General features: G+C 70.6%; 13 protein-coding genes and 2 pseudogenes. 7 read left to right on the top strand and 8 right to left on the bottom strand.

Features of this window, described 5'->3' with window-relative positions:
* Positions 1–146: 146 nt before the first annotated feature.
* The 4 genes from WMF12_RS28865 to WMF12_RS28850 all read right to left on the bottom strand — a co-directional run bounded on the left by WMF12_RS28865 (position 147) and on the right by WMF12_RS28850 (position 4,087).
* A complete protein-coding gene (locus tag WMF12_RS28865; RefSeq protein WP_437850566.1) occupies positions 147–749 on the bottom strand; it encodes a hypothetical protein in 603 nt (200 codons plus the stop codon).
* A gap of 70 nt (positions 750–819) precedes the next feature.
* The gene (locus WMF12_RS28860) at positions 820–1,896 is read right to left on the bottom strand and encodes a hypothetical protein (RefSeq protein ID WP_437850564.1); all 1,077 of its coding nucleotides are present in this window, start codon (positions 1,894–1,896) and stop codon (positions 820–822) included.
* Positions 1,893–3,464, bottom strand: a complete 1,572-nt coding sequence (locus WMF12_RS28855) for a FecR domain-containing protein (protein WP_437850563.1) — start codon at positions 3,462–3,464, stop codon at positions 1,893–1,895. The genes WMF12_RS28860 and WMF12_RS28855 overlap by 4 nt, the downstream gene beginning before the upstream one ends.
* The gene (locus WMF12_RS28850; protein WP_437850561.1) at positions 3,440–4,087 is read right to left on the bottom strand and encodes an RNA polymerase sigma factor; all 648 of its coding nucleotides are present in this window, start codon (positions 4,085–4,087) and stop codon (positions 3,440–3,442) included. Before WMF12_RS28850 ends, WMF12_RS28855 begins: the two co-directional genes overlap by 25 nt.
* A 328-nt stretch (positions 4,088–4,415) precedes the next feature.
* Between WMF12_RS28850 and WMF12_RS28845 the strand changes: the two genes are divergently transcribed.
* The 6 genes and pseudogenes from WMF12_RS28845 to WMF12_RS28820 all read left to right on the top strand — a co-directional run bounded on the left by WMF12_RS28845 (position 4,416) and on the right by WMF12_RS28820 (position 11,051).
* On the top strand, positions 4,416–6,671 hold the full coding sequence (locus WMF12_RS28845; RefSeq protein ID WP_437850559.1) for a DUF3160 domain-containing protein: 2,256 nt from the start codon (positions 4,416–4,418) through the stop codon (positions 6,669–6,671).
* Positions 6,672–6,988: 317 nt separating this feature from the next.
* The gene (locus WMF12_RS28840) at positions 6,989–7,612 is read left to right on the top strand and encodes a hypothetical protein (RefSeq protein WP_437850557.1); all 624 of its coding nucleotides are present in this window, start codon (positions 6,989–6,991) and stop codon (positions 7,610–7,612) included.
* 268 nt (positions 7,613–7,880) lie between these two features.
* Positions 7,881–8,024: pseudogene (locus WMF12_RS28835) on the top strand (helix-turn-helix domain-containing protein); the annotation flags it as partial.
* 387 nt (positions 8,025–8,411) lie between these two features.
* Positions 8,412–8,861, top strand: coding sequence for a DoxX family protein (locus WMF12_RS28830; protein WP_437850555.1), 450 nt, complete (start codon positions 8,412–8,414; stop codon positions 8,859–8,861).
* Between the two features lie 27 nt (positions 8,862–8,888).
* Positions 8,889–9,320 carry a VOC family protein gene (locus WMF12_RS28825; protein ID WP_437850553.1) on the top strand — a complete coding sequence of 144 codons (432 nt, stop codon included), beginning with the start codon at positions 8,889–8,891 and terminating at the stop codon, positions 9,318–9,320.
* Positions 9,321–9,911: 591 nt separating this feature from the next.
* Positions 9,912–11,051, top strand: coding sequence for a hypothetical protein (locus WMF12_RS28820; RefSeq protein WP_437850551.1), 1,140 nt, complete (start codon positions 9,912–9,914; stop codon positions 11,049–11,051).
* Positions 11,052–11,535: 484 nt separating this feature from the next.
* On the opposite strand, the gene WMF12_RS28815 is transcribed toward WMF12_RS28820, so the two are convergent.
* From WMF12_RS28815 to WMF12_RS28805, 3 genes are all read right to left on the bottom strand, one after another.
* Positions 11,536–11,925, bottom strand: a complete 390-nt coding sequence (locus tag WMF12_RS28815; protein ID WP_437739903.1) for a nuclear transport factor 2 family protein — start codon at positions 11,923–11,925, stop codon at positions 11,536–11,538.
* 143 nt (positions 11,926–12,068) lie between these two features.
* On the bottom strand, positions 12,069–13,139 hold the full coding sequence (locus WMF12_RS28810; protein WP_437850549.1) for a helix-turn-helix transcriptional regulator: 1,071 nt from the start codon (positions 13,137–13,139) through the stop codon (positions 12,069–12,071).
* A 379-nt stretch (positions 13,140–13,518) separates the two neighbouring features.
* Entirely contained in the window at positions 13,519–13,650 is a 132-nt protein-coding gene (locus WMF12_RS28805) for a hypothetical protein (protein WP_437850547.1), read from the bottom strand.
* 494 nt (positions 13,651–14,144) lie between these two features.
* Here WMF12_RS28805 and WMF12_RS28800 point away from each other — a divergent pair.
* Positions 14,145–14,633: pseudogene (locus tag WMF12_RS28800) on the top strand (transposase); the annotation flags it as partial.
* Positions 14,634–14,898: 265 nt separating this feature from the next.
* Here WMF12_RS28800 and WMF12_RS28795 read toward each other — a convergent pair.
* Positions 14,899–20,961, bottom strand: a complete 6,063-nt coding sequence (locus tag WMF12_RS28795; protein ID WP_437850545.1) for an AAA family ATPase — start codon at positions 20,959–20,961, stop codon at positions 14,899–14,901.
* Positions 20,962–21,043 lie beyond the last annotated feature (82 nt).

Below are 21,043 nucleotides of genomic sequence, written 5' to 3'. Positions count from 1 at the left end.
AATGGCGGAGCGCCCTCGCGCCGGCTCGCCTGCGATGACGAGGGGGAAGAGAGGGCGTTCGCCGAGAATCCTCCGACGCCTGCCGTTCGGGCGCGCTGTGCTGTTTCTGCCGGAGCCCGGCGGCCAGCCGTCGCGCGAGCGCAGAGCTATGTGCCGCAGCGCTGGACCGTGTAATCGCCGTCGACCGGCCAATGCTGGTCGCCCGCGCCGCGCACCTTCACGAACAGCGAGGTCTCGTCGCTGCTGACGATCTCGAGCGTGCCCCAATGGCCGGGGCCCGAGCCGCCCCCTCCACCGCAACCGGAGAGGATCACGGATTTGGAGAAGGGGATGTGCATGGCGGAGAGATCGATGAGACCTGGCTTGTTGAGCTCGGGCGGAATCGTCAGGATGAATTGCCAGGTACCTGCCTTGTCACAGTTGACGCCGACCTTGAGATCGATCACGGGCTGGGCGCACTGCTCGACAGCGTTGCTGAAGTACAGGACGAGCGCGTCCGGGGTCTCCCAGGGCGGTGGACTGCCCGTGAAGGGGAGGGAGCCGGGGACCACATCGCTGCCTCGCAGCGCGATGACGTGGACGGCCGAGGCGCCGTCGTCCACGTCGTCTACATCATCGTCGTCCACCTCATCGCCGTCGTCGGGCACCATGGGGGCCGGGGGGCTCTCCCAACCCCCATTTTGAATGGGATTGAAGATGAACTCGTCACATCCGCTGTTCATCACCGCCATCGCTCCGAGGACCATCATCCATCGTTTCATTCGAACGACCTCCAGGCCAGGCTCCAGAGGTGAAGTCCCTCCGGCGCGTGACGGTGGCTCATAAAAACAGATCGAGCTCGATGCCGGCTGAAGAGAGGATGAACGGTTTGCCCCAGGTCGCTGTCTCTCGCTCGACGAACCGGACGGAGACGCCCTCGACGAGGACGCTGGCGAGGGCGTCGGCGCGCAGGCGGAACGTGGGGGTCAGGGCGAAGGAGAGGCCGGCGCCCGCGAAGGGGCTGGCGGTCACCGCGGCGGATGCGCTCGAGCGGAAGCCTTTGCTGGCCACCCCCGTGCTCCAGAGCAACACGGCCGAGAAGCCGAGATCCGCCGAGGCCGTCCACGGGCTGGCGCGCGGGGCCAGCTCGAAGCGCGCGCCCCCGCCGGCGAGCAGGACGGAGAGCTCGGCGGTGCCTTGCGATCGCTCGATCTGGTGGGAGCTTACCGGAATCGCGGCGAACGCGATCGCGCCTACGTGCTCGCTGGGCAGCCAGGAGAGGCCGACGTCGATGCTGGCCGCCGCGCCGAAGCCGCCTGGGCTCAGCAGCGCACCGGGAGCGAGCGAGAGGCGGAGCGCCGGCGACGGCCTCTGGGCCGGCGCGGGCAGCGTGTCCGGCGCGCGGACCCGCAGCTTCTCGCGGATCTCGGGCGTCGCGGGCACCTCTCCGGGCGGGGGCGCGGGCAGCCCGACCTCGAGGAGGCTGGCGCGCAGGAGCTCGACGGCGCGGAGCGCGAGCGCCGCGTCGCGGTCGGGCGTGCCGCCGTCGTCCGCCATCTCGCGGAGGACGGTCTTGCCGGTCACCCGATCGGCGATCCAGATCTCGACGCCGCGCTCGGAGGGGACGGCGCGGATCGCGGCGATGGCGCCCACCTCGCGCGCCGAGGCCTCGAGGGACGCGCGCGACGCCGGCTCGGCCGCGGGGTCGAGGCGCTCCGCCCGGAAGCCCAGCGACTCGATCTCGGCCACGAGCCGCAGGCCGAAGCGATCGTCGGGGGCGCAGAGGACGGCGATGGTCGACGGGGCTTCGGTCCGGGTCTCGTCGGCACGCGCGCCCTCCGCGAGCGCGGCCCCTGCCGCGAGCGTGGCCCCGGCGAGGAAGGTGCGGAAGAGGAGCGTCGCCGCGCGGCGTATCACGGCGAGGGAGGCTCGGCGGCGGGGCCCGGCTCGCCGGGCGAGCCTCCGGAGGGGACGGGCCTGCCAGGCGAGCCTCCGGGGGGGACGGCCTTCGATCCGCGCGCGAGCACGTGCTTCGCGTACCCCGCGTGCGAGCCGCTCGGATGAGCGGCGAGGTACTGCTCGGCCGCCCTCCGGGCGCCCGCCTCGTCGCCCCGCCTGTCCTCCGCCTCGACGAGGCGCCCCGCGGCATCGGCGGCGAACGCGCCCGCCGGCTGCTCGCTCAGGTACCGGGCGAACCAGCGCGCGGCGGCCGCGTGGTCCTTGCTCTGGTCCTGGGCGATCCTCCCCAGGATGAACGCCGTCGACGTGGCCTCGGGCGAGCTGGGGAACCGGGCGCGGAGGGACGCGAAGGCCTGGGTGGCGCGCGCCGGGCTCCCGCCGAGCCGGGCCGCATCGCCGAGCGCGTGCAGATCGCTCGCGCTCGCGGCGTCGCAGAGCGCGTCGAAGCCCTCGCCCTCCGCGGCGGCCAGGGCGTCCCTGTACCTGGCCTCGAGGACCAGGGCGCGCCACGACGGCGTCTCTCGGTGCGCGGGCAGGGGAGCGACCGAGCCCTCGCCGCCTGCTTGCCCTTGGAGCGCGGCCGCCCCGGCGCCCGGGGCGCGGGCGCTCGCCAACGGCCCGCTCGTCGAGGGCGCAGCCGCGCCCGGAGCGGCTTCGCTCGGGGCAGACGCGCCTGGAGCGGCCGCGCTCGGAGCGCCTGCGTCGAGATCGGCCGCGCTCGGGGCCGTCGCGCCGGGCTCGGTCGCGCTCGGGGCAGCCGCGCCGGGCGTGGCCGCCGTCGATGTGGGGCCGGAGGCGGCGTCGATCGAGCCGACCTCGAGGGTGTTCGTCGCGGGCGAGATGGTGAGCCGCTCGCCGGCGCGGACGGCGCGCGATTCGCCCACGACCGGCCCGGAGACCGTGATCGCCCCCTCGTGCAGCGCGACCACGAGCTGCTCGGTCACCGGGTCCCATCGGGTCTCGAAGCGCGTCCCGATCACGCGGATCTGGAACGGCCCGACCCGCACCGTCCAGCGCGCGCCCTCGCGGTGGACGACCGAGAGATCGAGGGCGCCTCGCTCGAGGGAGAGCTCCGCGCCGTCTGCGCCCACCGAGGCGACGCGGGCGCGCCCCCCCGGCGCGAGGCGGAGCAGCGAGCCGTCGGAGAACCGGATCGGCAGCTCCGCCGTGGTCGGCGCGGCGATCCACGCGCCGACGACCCCTGGCTCGGCCGCCCCGAGCTCGAAGCGCATCGGAGCGCGTGGGCGCGCCACGAGCGCGACAACGAGCGCGGCGGCGAGCAGGGCCACCGCCGCCAGCGAGGCGGCGAGCCGCACCGCGAACGGCCTTCCAGGCCTCGTCCGCCGCCAGGAAGACTCACGGCGGGGCCGCTCTCCGCGCCCGGCCGTCTCCGCATCGGGCACCGGCGCCGCCGCGAGCAGCCGCGCTCGCCCGCGCTCGCGATCGAGCCGCGCCGCCGGCATCCGGTCCTGAAGCTCGGCCACGTGCCGCCCCAGGGGGGTCAGCGGGCGCTCGGATTGCCCCACCGGGTACCTCCATCGAGCCACGCCTCGAGCGCGGGTCGCTTGCGGGCTTCGGCCTCGAAGCGGGCGCTGGCGCGGGCGAGCCGCCGCTTGATCGTCGCGAGCGAGGTCTCGCACGCCGCGGCGACCTCGGTGAGCTCCATGCCGTCGATGAACCGGAGAGCGAAGGCGATCCGCTCATCCACCGGGAGCGCGTCGAGGACCGCGTAGGTCGCGCGCAAGGCGTCCAGCACGTCGCCCGACGCCGCGCCGGACTCGACCTCGGGCAGCTCCTCGCTCGGCAGGAACCAGAGCCAGCTGCGCCGCTTCCTGCGGGTGATCGACGTGCGCGCCACGTGCACCGCGATCATCGTGAGCCAGCCCCTGAGGGCGCTCGGGTCCTCCAGGCCCGGCAGCGAGCCGAGCGCGCGGACGAAGACGTCGTGGTGCAGGTCGGCCAGGTCGTGGCTGAAGCCCAGCAGCCGGTAGAGCACCCGGTGGACGTGATCCGCGAACCGGTCGTAGAGCGCGGCGCGCGCCCCGGGGTCGCCCCGCCGGAACGCGTGCACGAGGGTCGCGTCGTCGCCGGCGAAGGCCCGCTTCGGCGCGGGCGGCGGCGGTCGGACGAGCTTCAAGGGGCGGGTCAAACGGGGCTCCTCTGCTGAAGTCCCGCGAGGGGAGGCTCACGGCTCAGGGGGTCGTACGATCGTCCCCCGAGGCCCAAGGAGCGCCTGAAGAACCGTGGTTTCACACGAGAGCCCTGACCCTGCGCTCGTCGCAGAAGCGATCTTCGCGCCGAGGCTGCGCGGCCACGGCCGGCAGGCGCGTGGATCAGCCCCAGCGCGCGGCCGGAGCATGGCTGTCTCCCACCGTGTTGCAAGAGGACCGCCCCCGCATCGCGCGCCCACGGCACCACCTTTGCTTTCAGGGCCGTCGCGCCCCGGGCTCAGGGGCACGCTTCGAAAGGGGAGCACGATGCGCAACCTGCTTCTTCGCCTTCACGTCGTCCCGATCCTCGTCGCCCTCGCCGCCGGCTGTTCAGGCGAGGGGAGCCAGCCCGCGCCCGGCACCGACGGCACCCAGCTGCCGCCGGATCTGCCGTCCACGGGGCTCGGGTCCGATCAGCAGGCGGAGCTCACCGCGCTGCTCGCCGAGCGGGATGCCTCGGCGAGCATGACCGCCGAGGACTTCGCCTCGCGGTACCCCGTCTCCTTCGCGTCGGGCCTCTCCTATGAGCCGGCGGACGCCGCGGGGCTCGCGCTCCTCCAGGGCACCGCGCTCGCCCTCGACGAGGACGAGCTCGCGAAGCTCTCCGAGAACGGCTTCGTCATCTCGAGCAGGAAGTCCTTCCCGACCTTCGTCTACGGCTACGACAGCATCTACGGGCTCGACCTGCCGCTCTACGTGTCCGCGGACTCGATCCTGTACGCGGTCCACCGCTCGTACGACGCGATCCTGAAGGCGGTGGAGCTGGCCTCGCTCGCGCCCGAGCTCGGGCAGATGCTGAAGCAGATGCGCGCGCGGCTCGCCTCGGGCGCCGGAGCGGAGCTCGGCGACGAGGCGCGCGCGGACGCGGATCTCTTCACGGCCGTCGCGCTCGCGCTGCTCGACGGCGCGCCCGTCGCCCCCGTCGCGGGCGCCAGCGCAGCGGCGATCGACGAGCTCGTCGCGGGCGCCGAGGCCCACCAGGGCGCGGCGGAGGTCCGCCTCTTCGGTTCCGACCGGCTCATGGACTTCTCGCAGTTCGAGCCCCGCGGCCACTACATCGACGAGGAACACCCCGAGCTCGCGCGCTACTTCCGCAGCATGATGTGGCTCGGCCGCGTGGATTTCCGCTTCCTCGAGACCCAGCCGGACGGCACCCAGCGCTTCCACCGGCGGCACCTCGAGGGCGCGTACGTGCTGCGCGCGCTGGCCGACGCGGAGACCCTCGCCCGCTACAAGCGCATCGACGACGCGATCCAGGCCTTCGTCGGCGAGAGCGACTACATGACCCTGCCGGAGCTCGACGAGCTGCTCGCCGATCTCGGCCTCAGCGACGCCTCGGGCCTCGCCGGCGTCCCGGACGCGCGTATCACCGAGGTCATCGTGAAGGAGGGCCACGGCACGCAGCGGATCGCGAGCCACATCATGATCAACGGGCTCGGCAAGGGCACGATGCCCCTCTCGTCGAGCTTCGCGCTGCTCGGCCAGCGGTACGTCGTCGACTCCCACGTCTTCTCGAACGTGGTCTACGACCGGGTGAAGGGCGGCGCCGTCAAGCGCATGATGCCGAGCCCGCTCGACGTGGGCTTCGCCGCGCTCGGCAACGATCAGGCGGGCCAGCTGCTCGCGCCGGAGCTCGGACAGTTCGACTACGCGCCCGATCTGCACATGATGCGCGTGCTCGTCGACGCGCACCCCGCGGACTTCTGGGGGAAGAACCTCTACAACCGCTGGCTCGGCGCGCTGCGGGAGCTGTCGCCGGCGAAGGCGATCGGCGACGGCGAGGGGCTGCCCGGCGTGGCGAAGACCGAGGCGTGGGGCCGGCGCCTGCTGAGCACCCAGCTCGCCTCCTGGGCCGAGCTCCGCCACGACACCCTGCTCTACGCCAAGCAGTCGTACACGGAGGGGATCTCGTGCGAGTTCCCGGACGCCTACGTCGACCCGTACCCGGCGTTCTTCGCACGCATCGCCGAGCTGGCCGAGCAAGGCGTCGAGATCGTCGGCGCGCTCGATCTGTCGAGCGCGCCGCAGCTCGAGCGGGCGGTGTCGGCGTACTTCTCGCAGCTCCACGACGTCGCGCGGACGCTCGGCGAGATGGCCGCGAACGAGCGCGCCGGCCTGCCCCTCACCCAGGAGCACATCGCTTTCATCAACCAGGCCGTGCAGATCGAATGGCAAGGCTGCGGTGAGGCCACGGGCATCCACGGCTGGTACAGGCAGCTCTTCTTCGACGAGAAGAAGGGCCTGGAGCAGGATCCGACGATCGCCGACGTGCACACCCAGCCGACCGACGAGGGCGGCGCCCCGGTCGGCCGCGTGCTGCACGTGGGCACCGGCCTCCCGCGGCTCATGGTCGTGACGGCCGACCCCTGCGGCGGCGCGCCTCGCGCGTTCGTGGGGCTCGCCTCCTCGTACTTCGAGGCCGTCACCGAGGGCTTCGAGCGGATGGACGACCGGCAGTGGGCCGGCACGGTCCTGAGAACGACCCCCGACGTGCCCTGGATGACGGACCTCGTCTCCCGCTGATTCCGCTGATTCCGCCGACGCAGCGCTCGGCGCTGGCCGTCCCGTGAACTCGTGCCGAACTGTGTCGACTTGTGCCGATCCGGCGCTGCTGCGCGCCAGCGGGATCATGGTGCTCGGTCGATCCTGTCCGCGGCCGGAACGCACCACCGTCATGCGCTCGTCGCCATTTCGATCTCGAGCTTGAGGTAAAGCTCGCGGACGATCCTTTCAATTGTCTACTCCGGTGACTTCGATTACCTCGGTTCGGCAGGTTGCCCGGAATCGTCGGTTCCCCAGCGGATCTGGGCCATGAAAGTCCGTAGAGAGGTTCGGCTGTTATGCAAGCGCAGAGCGTGTTGGTGCAGGTCGGGACGGCGGTCTTCGCGATGCTGGCGGCGTCGGGCTGCATCGTCGCCGAGCGGATAGAGCAACCAGGAGACGAGGAGGTCGACTCGGTGAGCGAAGCGCAGCTCGACCCTGGCATGTCGACTCCATGGCGGCTGTACACGGCGACCTTCTCGAACGGCCAGCCGTTCTTTCGAGCCCTTGCGATCGGCGGGAGCAATGTGGGCAGCTACCAGGCGAACACCGAGTACTTTTATGTGACCACGGCGAGCCTGCAGTACCTCGGCAAGAAGGGCGTGAGCGTCAGCCACACGGACGGCAGCGGCGCGCCGCCGGCGCAGAGCGGAACGCAGCAGTTTCAGCTGCCGGTGAGCTCCTCCTGGACGTGGTTCTCGAGCGACCAGGTGAGCGGTGGATACCGCTATGACAACGGCGGCGTGCACCTGCGGATCGGCACGGGCGGCGGAGAGATCACCCGGCTGACCTGGTACCAGACGATCGGGCAGGGACAGAACCCGGCCAACATCACGCCGAACGGGGCGTTCACCGTCGGCTCAGGCGCCGTGACGGTCCCGGTCGGGAGCGCCGGATACTACGTCGACGACACGATCCCGTGATCACGGCGATCCACGGGGCGTCGAGGCGCTCGGCGGCGGGGGAGGGCCGACCCGCGATTGGCCCCTGGAGATGCGCCCGGTCGTGGTCGCCCGCATCCGCGGCGATGCGGCTCCAGTCGTTCGAAGCCTTGGGTTTTCCGGACGAGATCTAGCTGTAAAGCGCTATTCCTGCTCGAAGTAGACGCTGCCATCGAGGTCATCTAGAAGGCCCGGCAACGCAGGTTCCCAGGAGAGGCGCCTTCGCGTGAGCGCGCTGGAAGCTGGATTATCGCGAGATTCAATCTCGGCCATCGCCGGCGCGCTGGGATAGGAGTCCGAGAGCGCGTTCAGCTCGGCGTTCAAGAAGGTCATGGGCTGCTCTCCACGACGGTACGAGCTGCGGCACCGCGCTTCAAAGGGAACCACGAAGTAGTCGCCGCCTGACGGCCGGCCAGCAAGAGGGAGCCCGCGTGGGCTGCGACGGTCGCGATGCCTGTGCCGTCTGGTGTGAGCGTGGCTGCGGTGAGCCATCAACTATCAACGGCCTCTTCAGCAGAGCGGCGGCAACCAGCTGAGCTCTCGCCGGCGCTGCCCGCCCGGCCCCCGGCGGCCACGTGGCCTGGGCGATCCTCGTGCTCGACGTGCGCGGCGACGGCATCGCCGGCATGACCTCGTACCTCGACGTCGACTACCTGTTCCCGCGCTTCGGCGTGCCGCGATGCCTGCCCTGAGGGGCCCGCGAACTTTTTTTGCGGCCCATCGATGAGTTCAGCGCGGCCCCGGAGTCTATCCCTCAAAACGAACGCAACGGAGGGAGCCCATGACGACCGCGAGTGCCGCAATTTCTCAGCAATTTCATACTGTTGCGAGCCACGTCCGCAGCGAGGCGCCGTCCCGCGCCGCGCTGTGGGGAGGCCGGGTCGCGAGCGGCCTCGCGGTGCTGTTCTTGGCCTTCGACGGCGGCTTCAAGCTGCTGGCCGCCGAGACCGCCGCGAAGCACAGCGCCGACCTCGGCTGGTCGGGCGAGGCCATCCACACGCTTGGCATCCTCCAGGCCGTGTGCCTGGTGGCCTACCTGGTGCCCCGCACGCGCGTGCTCGGCGCCCTCCTGTGGACCGGCTACCTCGGCGGCGCCGTGGCCACGCACCTGCGCGTCGGGCACCCGCTGCTCAGCCACACGCTGTTCCCCATCTACATCGCCGCGCTCTTGTGGCTCGGCCTCTGGTTGCGCGACGCGCGCCTGCGCGCGCTGCTCCCGCTGTCCCGCTGAACCTCACGCCCACTCCAGGAGAAGCCCATGTCCATCAAGAACCTGAACCCGTACCTCATCTTCGACGGCAACGCCGAGCAGGTCATCCAGCTCTACGAGCGCGCGCTCGGGGCCAAGATCGAAGGCGGCATCATGCGCTTCGGCGACGTGCCCGGCACCCCGGCCGACTCGCCCGTGAAGAACCGCGTCATGCACGCGATGCTGCGCATCGGCGAGGGCGTGCTGATGATCAGCGACGCCATGCCCGGCACTCCGTTCCCGGCCGGCAGCAACGTGCACGTGTGCCTGCACTTCACCGACAAGAGCGAGATGGCCTCGCGCTTCGACGCGCTTTCCGCCGGCGGCAAGGTCGACATGCCTCTCCAGGACACCTTCTGGAACGCGCACTACGGCCAGGTCACCGACAAGTTCGGCGTGCAATGGATGTTCAACTGCGACAACAAGGGGGTGACGCCATGACCACGGCCCACACGCGCGGCCTCTTCGTCAACCTGGCGGTGAGCGATCTCAAGCGCTCGATGGCGTTCTTCACGAAGCTGGGCTTCTAGTTCAACCTCAAGTTCACCGACGGCAACGGCGCCTGCATGGTCATCAACCAGCACGCCTCGGTGATGCTGCTCAGCTAGCCCTTTTTCCAGACCTGCAGCGCGGCCATGGCGCCGATCATCGCGTCGGGGCAGGGCAGCGCGATGCTTGGCTCGCTGGCGCGCAGGCGGCGTGCGGCCAGGGCGAGCGCGTGATTGCGGGCGCACCGGCATAAGCTCCACCCTCGCGCTCGTCGCCGCTGACTCGCCCTCTCGACCCGGCGCGCCTCGCTGACGGTGCCAGCCGAATCCCCCGCGAGGCACCCGGCGTTGATGAATTGGCTCGACGCCGCCCTCGATACGCGGCACGTTCACGGACAGTCGTTTCGGTCCGTCCTCCGGGCCCCATGACCCTGAAAACGAGTGGCCCATGAGGGTGAGAGCCGGCGTGCAACAGGCCGCGGACTGCTCGGGCTGTATATCCGATCACGAGCGACGCGACGTCCCCGAAAGCGAAGGAGATCTCATGAAGAGAGCGGCCAATCGTCCTGCAGCAGGCCTCGGACCGAGCTTGCCGGGGGTGGTCTTGCTGAGCGCCCTCCTCGCAGGGTGCGGTGACGGCGAGATGAAGTCCAGCTCCTCATCCATGTCTTCAGGCACCGGAGTCAGCGGCGGCTGCATCGCCTGCAGCGGCGGCGGAGGCACGAGCGCCGGAAGCGGTGGTGGAGCAGGAGGCGGCGACGCGCCAAGCACCAAGGGCTACCCCGATCGCTTCACCGTCGGCGCACCCGGCGTGGGCACCTACGCCCAATCCGATCCCCAGCTCCCGGTGCCGCCCGGGTACACGGAAGTGTGGCCCAGCGACGACCAAAGCAAAGAGTGGGATCTGTACGATTGCAACGGCACTGTCAATCTGGACCACATGTATTTCCACGCGTTCATTTACATTGGCACCGGCTGCCACGGCACGGTCAACATCACCAATTCGATCATCGCGCCGCCGCCCGGCTCCACGAACCGCAGCATTCTGGTCAACGCCGACGAGTCCGCGCCGCTCACGTTGAACATCAGCGATACCACCATTCGCCCCGAGCCGGTCGGTCCCGGAGGTACGAACGTCGCCCTTACCGAGCATGCCGTGAACGCCTGTGCGACGTGTACCATCCGCTTGACCCGGGTGGACGCGGCCAATACCGGTGGCATGTGCCTTTGCGGCCAAAACACCATCATCGAGCAGAGCTGGTTGCACGACAACTACATCGCGCACTTGGCGGACCCCTCTCTTGCGCATACGGGCGGTGTCTTCCCGTACGGGGGCAGCGGGCCGCTCGAAATCAGCCACAACCGACTCGAGCCGGGCGTCGACGCCGCTACGGGCAACGAAGTGCCGAACTATTGGCAAGCCATCACTGCCGTGCTCTTCACCCAGAGCGTCGATGGCTCGACGCTGCAGAACTACGATGTCCACGACAACTTCGTCTCGCTCGGCGCCTACGACTTCTACCCCGAGAACGGCAAGGACATGATCCTGCGCAACAACGTCTTCGGCCCGAACCACTGGGGTTACACGACGTCGTGCGCGACGTGTACGTACGCTGATTGGTCCAACAACGTGGTCGGCGACATTGACGGCAACCCCACGAACGAGGTCGTCCCCCAGCCATAAGGTCGCGCTCTCGGCGGCGCCGAGGGGACGCGGGTCGCTTCTTGACCGCCGATGTCGCGGTGCGCACCCAAGCGGTCCCCGGCGGCGAACGCGATCCCTGGATGGATAGTATAGTAGGACGTGGTCGATCGATGCCGTGAGGGTCGCCGGCGAGCATCCGATAGAGGCCGGTGCGCTTCGGACCACCCTGGAAGTAGATGCAGGGCGCGTCGATGAGGAACGCTCCGCAGTTATTGTCCATCGGCTCGGCGACGCCCGTGGTGTCCTTCTTGACCCGGTAAAGCCCGTGCGCGCCGGTCCTCCCTGGAAGTACACGTAGCCATCTTCGGGCACGAGCGAGTTGCCGCAGTTGTTGTCCAGCTGCTGAGCCGTTCCATAGCGCCCGGTCGCTGCGCACGACGTGACGTGTCGTGCGCCGATTGGTGACCGGCTGTCAACTCGGCGAGGGGTAGGCGCGCGCCGCCGTGGGTGCGAGGCGGCGCGCTCAGAACATGGCGCGGGGGTTCGGCGCGTCGGCCGGGATGTCCTGCAGCACGTCCCAGTGCTCGCAGAAGCGTCCGTCGGCGACGCGGAAGATGTCGACCACCGCGACGCCGCGCGGCCGTCGCGGGTTCACGAGCTTGTAGTGCACCACGGCGTACTCGGCGTCAGCGATCATACGCTGGATCTCGACCTGCGCGCCGTGAAGTGGCGTCTCGCCGTCGCGGAAATAGGCGATGAAGGCCTCGCAGCCGTTCGCCCCGGGCGCGGCGCGCGCGTCGGGGTTGTGGTCGACGAAGTCGGCGGTCAACAGCGCGCGGACGGCGTCCCAGTGCCTGCCGACCACGGCGTCGTACAGCTCGAGCAGCATCTGCTTGTTGCGTTCGGGGTTCATACGGAGGGGGCGTGCCTTTCTGCACCGGGGGGGCATGGTCGCTCGCCGGTGCGTGCTCACCCTCGCAGCGGGGCGCGCGGCGGGCTTGAATCTGCGCGCCAATCGTCGGCCGCAGCGCGCGCGCACCGCGCCGTGGGCGCGTGCTAGCGCGTGCGCGCGACCGCGCGGTACGCGCTCGGCGGCATGCCCGACGCGACGCGGAACTCGCGCGCCAGGTGGGCCGCGTCGCTGAACCCGTACGCGTGCGCGATCTCGGTGAGCGGTCGAAGCGAGCCGGCGATCGCGACGGTGGCGTCGCGCGTGCGCACGCGGCGCGCGAGCGCCGAGGCAGTGGTGCTGTGTGCCGCGAGCCGGCGTTGCAGCGTGCGGACCGACTGGCGCGTGGCGTGCGCGAGGCCCTGCGGCGTCCACGGCGCGTGCGGCTCGCGCGCGATCGCCGCGAGCGTGGCGGCGACCGGGTCGTCCGCGGCGCTCTGTGGGTGCAACGTCAGGCGCGCGGACGGCGCCGGCGCGGTCCGGCGCGACCACACAAGGCGGAGCGCGACCGGGGGCTCGGCAAGCGACGCGGGCCCGAGCCAGCGGGCGTCGCAGGCGAGCTCGCGCCACGGTCCGCGCGCGGCGCGCGCCGCGACGACGAGTTCGCTGTGGCCCATCCGGCGCAGCAACGCGGCGAGCACCCCGGTGATCATCACGGTCTGGCTCGTGGGGGCGAGCGCGCCGGCGTACGGCTGCGCCGCGAGCTGCAGGGCGCCGTCGCCGTCGAGCGCGAACCGCGTCTGGTGGCGCACGCCCCACGCGCGCTCGAGCGCGCTCCAGCGATGCGCGAGCTGTGCCACGCTCGCGGCGCTCTCGAGCAGGTAGAGCGTTGGCGAGAAGGTCAACGTGTCAAGCCCGTCGCCCAGCGCGAAGACGGCGCCGAGCCCACCGACGCGTGCGCGCTCCGCGACGAGCGCCCGCAGCGGCGCCGCGGGGCTGAGGGCCTGCAGGGCGGGGTCGGGCGCGCGCGCGACGTGCGCGTCGCGCGCGCGGACGCGCTGCGCGAGGTGGAGCAGCTGCAGGCTGACGTTCTGCGACACGGCGCGTGGGCGCAGCGACAGGCGTGTGGACTGCCGCGCGCGCTCGCGCGCTAGTGTGGCACCTGCGCGCGCGGGCCGCCACGGTCGCGCGCCCTTCCCCCCTCGCCCGCGAGGGGGGAAGGGCGCGCACGCGCTCACCTCTCCCTCCTGGGCGATCTCTCGCCGCCCGAGCGCGATATCGCCTTCGGCGCGCCCGCAAGCTGCTCTGTTCAGGCGGCCCCTTAGATGGAATGAGGCAGCCCACGGGGCGCCTGGACCCATGATGCCGACCGCACCGACCCGAGCCTCTGCGCGACGCGTTCGCGCGGCGGGGCCTGCGAAGACAGCCCGCAGCACCGTGGAGGTCGGCCCATCGGCAGCCGAGGGTGCTGGAGTGCTCGGAGGCGTCAAGGGTTCGCGAGCGGAGCTCGCCGGCTCCGCCGCCCTTGACTCCCCCTGCGGTGCGCCAGGAAAGCCCTGGTGAGGAGGAAGCCATGTAAACCTTGACCCGGCTGGTCCCCTTCCGTCGGCCCGCGCTTCAGCCGCGGTCGGGCGAGAGCAGGGTCCCGAAGCCGGGGACCTTCGATCTGCTGGGCTTCACCCATTGCTGGGCGAGGTCGCGGCAGGGGAACTGGGTGGTGAGGCAGAGAACGGCCTGCGACCGCTTCACGCGGGCGCTCGCGAGAGTCGCCCAGTGGTGTCGGGAGAACCGGCACCAGCCGGTCCGCTGGCAGTGGCAGATCCTCACGCAGAAGCTGCGAGGCCACTTCGGGTATTACGGGATCACCGGGAACTTCGAGGCCCTCGATCGCTTTCTGCACGAGGCCCGGCGCGTCTGGTGCAAGTGGCTGAACCGCCGCTCGCAACGGGCGCGCATGCCGTGGGAGCGCATGGCGAAGCTGCTGGAGCGGTATCCGCTCCCGCAACCGCGCATCATGGTGTACTTTCCAAGCCGCGTAGCGAAGCCGTGTCACGAAGAGCCGGATGCGGTAGTCCCGCACGTCCGGATCTGTGGGAGCCCCGGGAGGGTAACCTCCCGGGGCCACTCGAGCGCTCCAGCCGGACAAAGCTGCGGGCGATGGGCGGACGGAGGCCTCCGGCGGGGGCTCCAGGCTCCGGAGAGGAGCGCGCAAGAAAGAGCCGCTCGGAGCAGCGGTCGTCGCCGCCGCATTCGTCTCGGTGGTGGACGAAGCCAAGCGCTTTCACCACGCCCACCAGCTCGCCTCCTATCTCGGCCTGGTCCCCCTGGAGGACACCTCCGGGGGGCGCGACAAGCAGCGGCTGGGCTCGATCACCAAGCAAGGCAACGCCTATCTGCGCGCGGGTGATCGGCCTGTGGGTCGAACATGCCGTCCCTTAGAATGCGCCTCCACGGTCCCGTTTCGGACTCCAGTGTACATCCAGGCACCAGGGCGACCGCCGGCCTGTGAATGCGGATCGTCGATCGAGCCACAGCTCGCTCCTGCGGGCGCGACAAGGCGCTCAAGCACAAGCGGAACGACCACGACCGGGGCGAAGGAAGACATCCATGCCAAAACGACCTGCACTGACGACGCAGAGCGCCGCCGCTGCCGAGCCGAAGCCGGCCAGCCGCGCAAAGAGAGCGCTCAAGCCCTTGACCTCAGGGCTGCCTCATCGTCGATGCATAGATAAACTATTGATATAGCCTCGTTTTTCCAGGAGGGCCGGATCGCGTAAGGTTCTCTATGTCAACCAGCGCGTGCAGCGTGGCCGTACGGTGGACCGGTGATGCCGCGGGCCCTTCACCGCGGCCGACGCGACGGCAGAGGGCGCCCCGTTGGGCCACACCGGAGCCGCCATCGGCGGCGAAACAGGCGGAAACTGTCAAAATCGCTACTGTTTCCGGCGACCGCGCGCGATCGACCGGATTGTCTGGCGGGATTTCTGGCACGCGGAGCTAGGCCTGTGGGAGCACGTCCCCTCGGCCGTCCGCCGCCATCTCCGACTCCGCCTCCGCCGCATGCAAAGGCAGCTCGATGATGAACGTGGCGCCCGCGCCCGGCTTGCTCTCGACGCGGATGGTGCCGCCGTGGGAGGTGACGATCCACCGCACGATGTAGAGGCCGAGTCCTAGGCCACCGAAGTTGCGGACGGAGACGGCGCGCTCGAAGCGCTCGAAGATCCTGGCTTGATCGGCCTCGGCGATCCCCATGCCGTGATCGCGGACGATGAGCAGCGCGCGGCCTTCCAGGCCGCGCACGACGACGTGAATGGGGGCCCCCGCGCCGTACTTGAGCGCGTTGGACAGGAGATTGATGAGGACCTGCTCCATGCGCGTCGCATCCCAGCTGCCCACCACGGGGCCTTCCAGATCGAGCTCGGTGCGGCAGCGGGCGTCGTCGAGCTGCTGGTGCATCCGCTCGACGACCTCGCGCGTCAGCGCAACCAGATCGACGGGCGCGCGCGCGAGGGTGAGCCGGCCGGCGTTCAGGCGGGTGACGTCGAGCAGCTCGTTGATCAGGTGGGCAAGGCGCGCGATCTGGCGGTTGAGGACCTGGATCGCGGCGTCGATGCGCTCCGGAGCGACCTCGGCGCGCTGGAGGCGGGGCAGGAGCCGGGCGAGGAGGTGAGCCTGCATCTTGAGCGAGGTGAGCGGTGTCTTGAGCTCGTGCGAGGCGACGAGGAGGAACTCGTCGCGGCGCTCGATCGCCTGCTGGGCCTCGGCGAACAGACGGCTGTTGTCGAGGGCGAGCGCGGCGCGGCTCGCGAGCTCCTGGGCCAGCCACAGGTCGGCGGGGCGGTAATGGCGTCGCGGCGCGGCCGCCAGCAGGGTCATGACGCCGAAGCGCCGGTCGCGCGCGAGGAGCGGGACGCGGAGGAAGGAGCGAACGCCGAGCGGCTCGAGGAGGGGCGCAGCGCGGACGTCACCCACCTCGGGGCGCTCCGGCGAGGTCGCTGCCAGGGGCCGCAGCGCGTCCATCACCGCGGCTGCGAGCTCGGCCGGCACGCCCGCGGTGACCGCGTGTCCCGGGGAGTCCGGGGAGCTGCGAGCGAGGTCCACGGCGATGACGCACCAGTCGGCCAGCTCGGGCACGGCGAGCTGCGCCACGCTCTCGAGGGTGGCGCCGTAGCCGAGGGCCATGAGCTTGCGGCTCGCCTCGGCGAGGAAGCGCTCGGCGAGCTCGGCGCGTTTGCGCTCGGTGATGTCGGTGGTGATGCCGCAGAGCACGCCGGGCATGACGTTCTCGCCGAGCGGGAACTTGACGGACAGGCCGGTGCGCAGCTCGCCCTCTATCAGCACCTCCTCCTCGAACTCCATCGGCTCGCCCGAGTCGAGCACCTTCCGGTCGTGGTCGTCGATGGACTCGGCGACCGCGGCAGGCAGGAGCTCGGCGGTCGTCTTTCCGACGATCTGCTCGGCCGGCCTGCCGAGGGCGCGGCTCACCTCCCGGTTGACGAGCAGGTGCCGGCCGTCGCGATCCTTGAGGTAGATGGCTGCAGCGGAGTTGTCGACGATGGCCTGGAGCGTCTTCTGGTTGGCCTGGAGCTCGCGCTCCGCCCGGCGCCGCTCGGCGTTCTCCTGCTCGATATCGGTATAGAGCATGGCGTTCTCGAGCGAGATGGCCGATTGCGAGGCGAGCAGCTCGAGCACGGTGAGCCGCCCTGGGGTGAACGCGCCGGCCACCAGCTTGTTCTCCAGGTAGAGCAGGCCGAGCAGCCGCGCTTGCCGCACGATCGGGAGGCACAGCACCGATCTCGGCCGCTTCCGCGTGAAATACTCGTCCTCCGAGAACGGGTGCCGCCCGGCGGCGTCGTCGAGCAGCACGCGCTCGTGGCTCCGGCGAACATAGTTGAGAATGGATTGCGGCAGCGCGTCCGCCGCCGCCTCGCCCGCGTCGAGCAGCCGCGCGGCGCCCCCGGACGCGGCGATCGCCGCCGCTGTCGACAGGCGATCTTCCCGGAGCAGGAGCACGTGCCCCTCTCCGGCGCCCGCGTGCTCGACCACGATGCGCAGCAGCATCTCGAGCAGGCGCGGGAGCTTGAGCTCGCCGGAGATGCTCTGAGAGGCCTTGACGACGGAGAGGACGTCGAACTGCTCGGCCCGGACGGCGAAGGTGACGGTGGGGGCTATTGGCTTTCGCTCGACGAGGAAGGGATACCGCTGGTCGAGCTGATCGACCTTGGCGTGGGCGCCCCAGCGGAAGTAGGCGGCGCGGGCCTTCTGGAGGTAAGCGTCGGCGGGCGTGGACAGGCCGCGGTCGCGGTAGAGCCGGGCGGCGAGCTCGCAGGCGATGGCCTCGTGCTGGACGAAGCCGCCCTCCCGCGCCGAGGAGATGGCCTGCTCGTAGAGCCCGATGGCCTCCAGATCCTGCCCGCGGAGCCGGGCGATCTCGGCGCGGACCAAAGCGTGTTTGTGGAGGAAGTTGTCGGGGCCGCTCGCGGCCCACTCGCCGAGCTGCCGCTCGCAGTCGAGCAGCCCGTCCGGGAGCTCCGGCCGGGGCGACGGCGCCGCCGCGCGGTCCTCGTCGTCGTCGACGAGCGCGGCCAGCGCGAGCGCGCGATAATAGAAGCACTCGGCGTACAGCGCGTTCGTGTCCATCTTCCAGTCGTAATCGACGACCACATGGGTCGTCGCCGCGAGCGCCTCCCGGTGAGCGCCGAGGACGAACGTCGCCTGAGCCTTCATGCTGAAGTGGAAGCAGCGGGGGACGACCGCCCCCTCCCGGTCGAGACGCGCCTCGAAGGCCGCCTGATCCAGCTCGGCGCCGTCGAGCATCGAATAATGGACCGGCCGCCCGCGCAGCGTCTGGATGAGGTGCCGTGCGCCAAGGAGGACGTCATACACGAACGCGTAACCGGCCTTGCGCACGAAGCCGAGGCGGTCTTCGGTCAGGTGGAGGGCGTCCTCCAGCGGCTCGCCAGACAGCAGCGGGAACATCGCTGCCCAGATGCAGTTGTAACATGCGTTGTTCCAGTCGCCGCCGTCCACCGCGGCGTTGAAGCCGCGGCGCGTATAGAAGCCGGTCTCCCGGTAGTGGCGCGTCCAGAAGACGACCTGCTGCCCGAACAGGGTGAACACCGCGCCCTTCGTGGCGAGGGCGTGGCCCCTGTCCGCGAGATCGTAGCCGAGCTTTCCGAACAGGTAAGCCTCACGGTACCGCCCGAACAGCGGGCCGACCATCCGCGCGAAGGCGGTGTACGCGTGGGCGGAGCGCTCCGCGTTGCCGTGGCGCAGGCTGAGCTTGACCATGCGCGCGAGCAGCAGATAGTGCAGCTTCAGATCCACGAAGAAGGCAGGGATCACCACGCCGATCAGGAGCCGTATCGCGACCTTGATCTCCGGGTGATCCATGGGCGGCAGGTCGACCAGAGCTTCGATCTCCCGGTCGCCCAGCGCCTGCCAGACGCCCTCGGTCTCTTCTTCGACCTGCGCGTCGGTGACGGGGAGCGACAGCTCGATGTCCCAGGCGCGGAGGCACGAGAGCCCGAGCTCCACGGCGCGGGCGCACTGCCCGCGGGTGACGTTCTGCGTGACGGCGAGCTCGACGACGGCGGCGCGCTCGATCTTGGTCCTCGCGCGCTCCATGAGCTCCCCGAGCAGCTGCTCGGCCTCCTCGAAGCTGCCGATGGCGTAGGCGGCGTGCGCGCGCTCGAGGCTCAGATCGTAGGTCAGCTCGTACCGAGTCTCCCAGCGCTCGCGGGGATCCTGCGCGAGGAGGGCCTGTCCTGCGGCGAAGAGGACAGCGGCGGACTGGAAGGCGGCGGCGGCCTTGGCCTTCCTGCCGGCGCGGAGGTTGAGGGCGGCGAGCTCGTCGCGCTCGGCCTGGGAACGGAGGAGCGCGGCGCCGTGGTTGAGGTGGCCGACGATATCGAAGAGCGCGTCCTCGCGCTCTTCGGCGCGCCGTGCCTTCAAGAGCAGCTGACCGATCCGGAGGTGCACCTCGGCCAGCTGTCCGGCCGGGATGAGCGAGGTTGCGGCTTGCTGCACCCGGTCATGGAGGAATCGATAGGCGCTGTCCCGGCGGAGCAGCAGCCCCTCCCGCACGGCCTCCTCGAGCGCCTCGCGGAGCTCCTCCGCCGGCCTTCGCGCGACGATCGCGAGGGTGTCGAGGTCCACGCTGCTGCCGAGGCACGCGGCGAGCTTGAGGGCGTCGCGCGTGGCGACGGGGAGCCGCTCCAGCTTGCCCACCATCAGCTCGACGACGTTGTCGGTGAAGCCCTTGTCGCGGATGGCGGCGATGTCCCACCGCCATGCGCCCTCGTCGGTGTCGAAGGTGATGAGCCCCTCTTCGTGCAGGGCGATGAGGAACTGGAGCACGAAGAAGGGGTTGCCGCCGGTCTTCTCGTAGACGAGCTGCGAGAGCGGCTCGACCTGCGCTTCAGGCGCATGGACCGCCTCGGCGACGAGCGCCCGGACGTGGGCGACGGAGAGCGGCTCGAGGACGATGTCGCCGACGGTGGCGCCGCGCTTCTGCACCTCGGCCAAGGTGAGCCGGAGCGGGTGCGCGGGGCCGACCTCGTTGTCGCGATAAGCGCCTATCAACAGGAGGTGTGCGTCGCCGGCGAGGGTGGCGAGCTGCTCGAGGAGCAGGAGGCTGCCGGCGTCGGCCCATTGCAGGTCGTCGAGGAAGAGGGCGACGGGGTGCTCCTTCCGGGCGCAGGCAGCGACGAAGCGCTGGAGCGTGGCGAGCAGCCGGCTCTGGGCCTCGGCGGGCGGGAGCTCGGGCACGGGCGGCTGCGGGCCGAGGAGCAGGGCGAGCTCGGGGAGCATGTCGGTGAGCAGAACGCCGCTCGCGCCGAGGGCCTCGCGGAGGCGCTCTCTCCAGCGCTCGACCTGCTGCTCGCTCGCGCCGAGGATCTCCTGCACGAGCCCCCGGAAGGCGTGAAGGAGGGGGCGGTAGGGGACGTCGCGTTTGAGCTGATCGAACTTGCCGGAAAGGAAGAAGCCGCGCTCGCGCACGATGGGCCCGTGCAGCTCGGCGACGAGCGACGACTTGCCGATGCCCGAATAGCCCGAGACGAGAAGGAGCTCTGGCCGGCCGTTCGCGACCACCCGCTCGAACGCGGCGAGCAGGGCCTCTAGCTCGCGCTCGCGGCCGTAGAGCCGCTGCGGGACCTGGAACCGGTCGGAGACGTCGCGCTGTCCGAGCGGGAAGGCCTCGATGGCGCCGCTCTGGCGCAGCTGGGAAAAGCACGTGTCGAGGTCGTGGCGCAGGCCGAGTGCGCTCTGGTAACGCTCCTCGGCGGCCTTGGAGAGCAGCTTGAGGACGACGGCGGAGAGCTGCGGTGGAATCGATGGGGCGAGCGTGTGCGGCGGCCGCGGCGCCTGGGCGATGTGACAATAGACCCACTCGACGGGATCGCTGGCCTGGAAGGGCAGGGTCCCAGTCAGCATCTCGTAGAAGGTGACGCCGAGGGAGTACAGATCGGTCCGCTCGTCGACGCGGCGGTTCATGCGGCCGGTCTGCTCCGGCGCCATGTAGGCGAGCGTGCCCTCGATGAGCCCGTCGTGCGCGAGCTCCTGGGCCTCGCGCGCGGAGAGGGAGGCGATGCCGAGATCGGTGATCTTCACCTCGCCGGTGTCGGGGTTGTAGAGGAGGTTCTGGGGCTTGATGTCCTTGTGAATGACGTGCCGCCGGTGCACCTCGGCGAGCGCGGCGGCGAGGCGGAGGGCGAGGGGGAAGAAGCGCTCGATCGACATCGGGCGCATCGGGCGCATGGGTCCGCCGCCATCGAGCAGTCGGTCGAGCGAGCGGCCGCCGAAGTCCTCGAGGACCAGGGTCATCTGGTCGCGGAACGGCTCGATGCCGTAGGCCTGGACGACGACGGGCGACTTCAGTGCCCTGGCGACCTCGAGCTCGTGCTGGAGCCTGCGGAGGGCGCGGGGGCTCGCGTGATCGCGCCGCAGGACCTTGAGCACCACCGGCCGGCCGTCCTCCTCGCGCCGCGCGCGGTAGAGGATCGTGTCCGCACCCTGGTGCAGCACCTCCAGCACGCGGTAACGTGGACTATCGAGCATAGGAGGATCTTTGAAAGCCGGGGCGCCGGCGGCGTGTCGCCAGTCAACCCGGTACACTGCCAAAAGCGCCGCGCCTCGTCAC

It is taken from the genome of Sorangium sp. So ce363, assembly GCF_051520435.1.
GTDB classification, from domain to species: Bacteria; Myxococcota_A; Polyangia; order Polyangiales; family Polyangiaceae; genus Sorangium; species Sorangium cellulosum_B.
The sequence above is the reverse complement of the archived record's forward strand: the minus strand, read 5'-3'. Positions and strand labels throughout refer to the sequence as shown.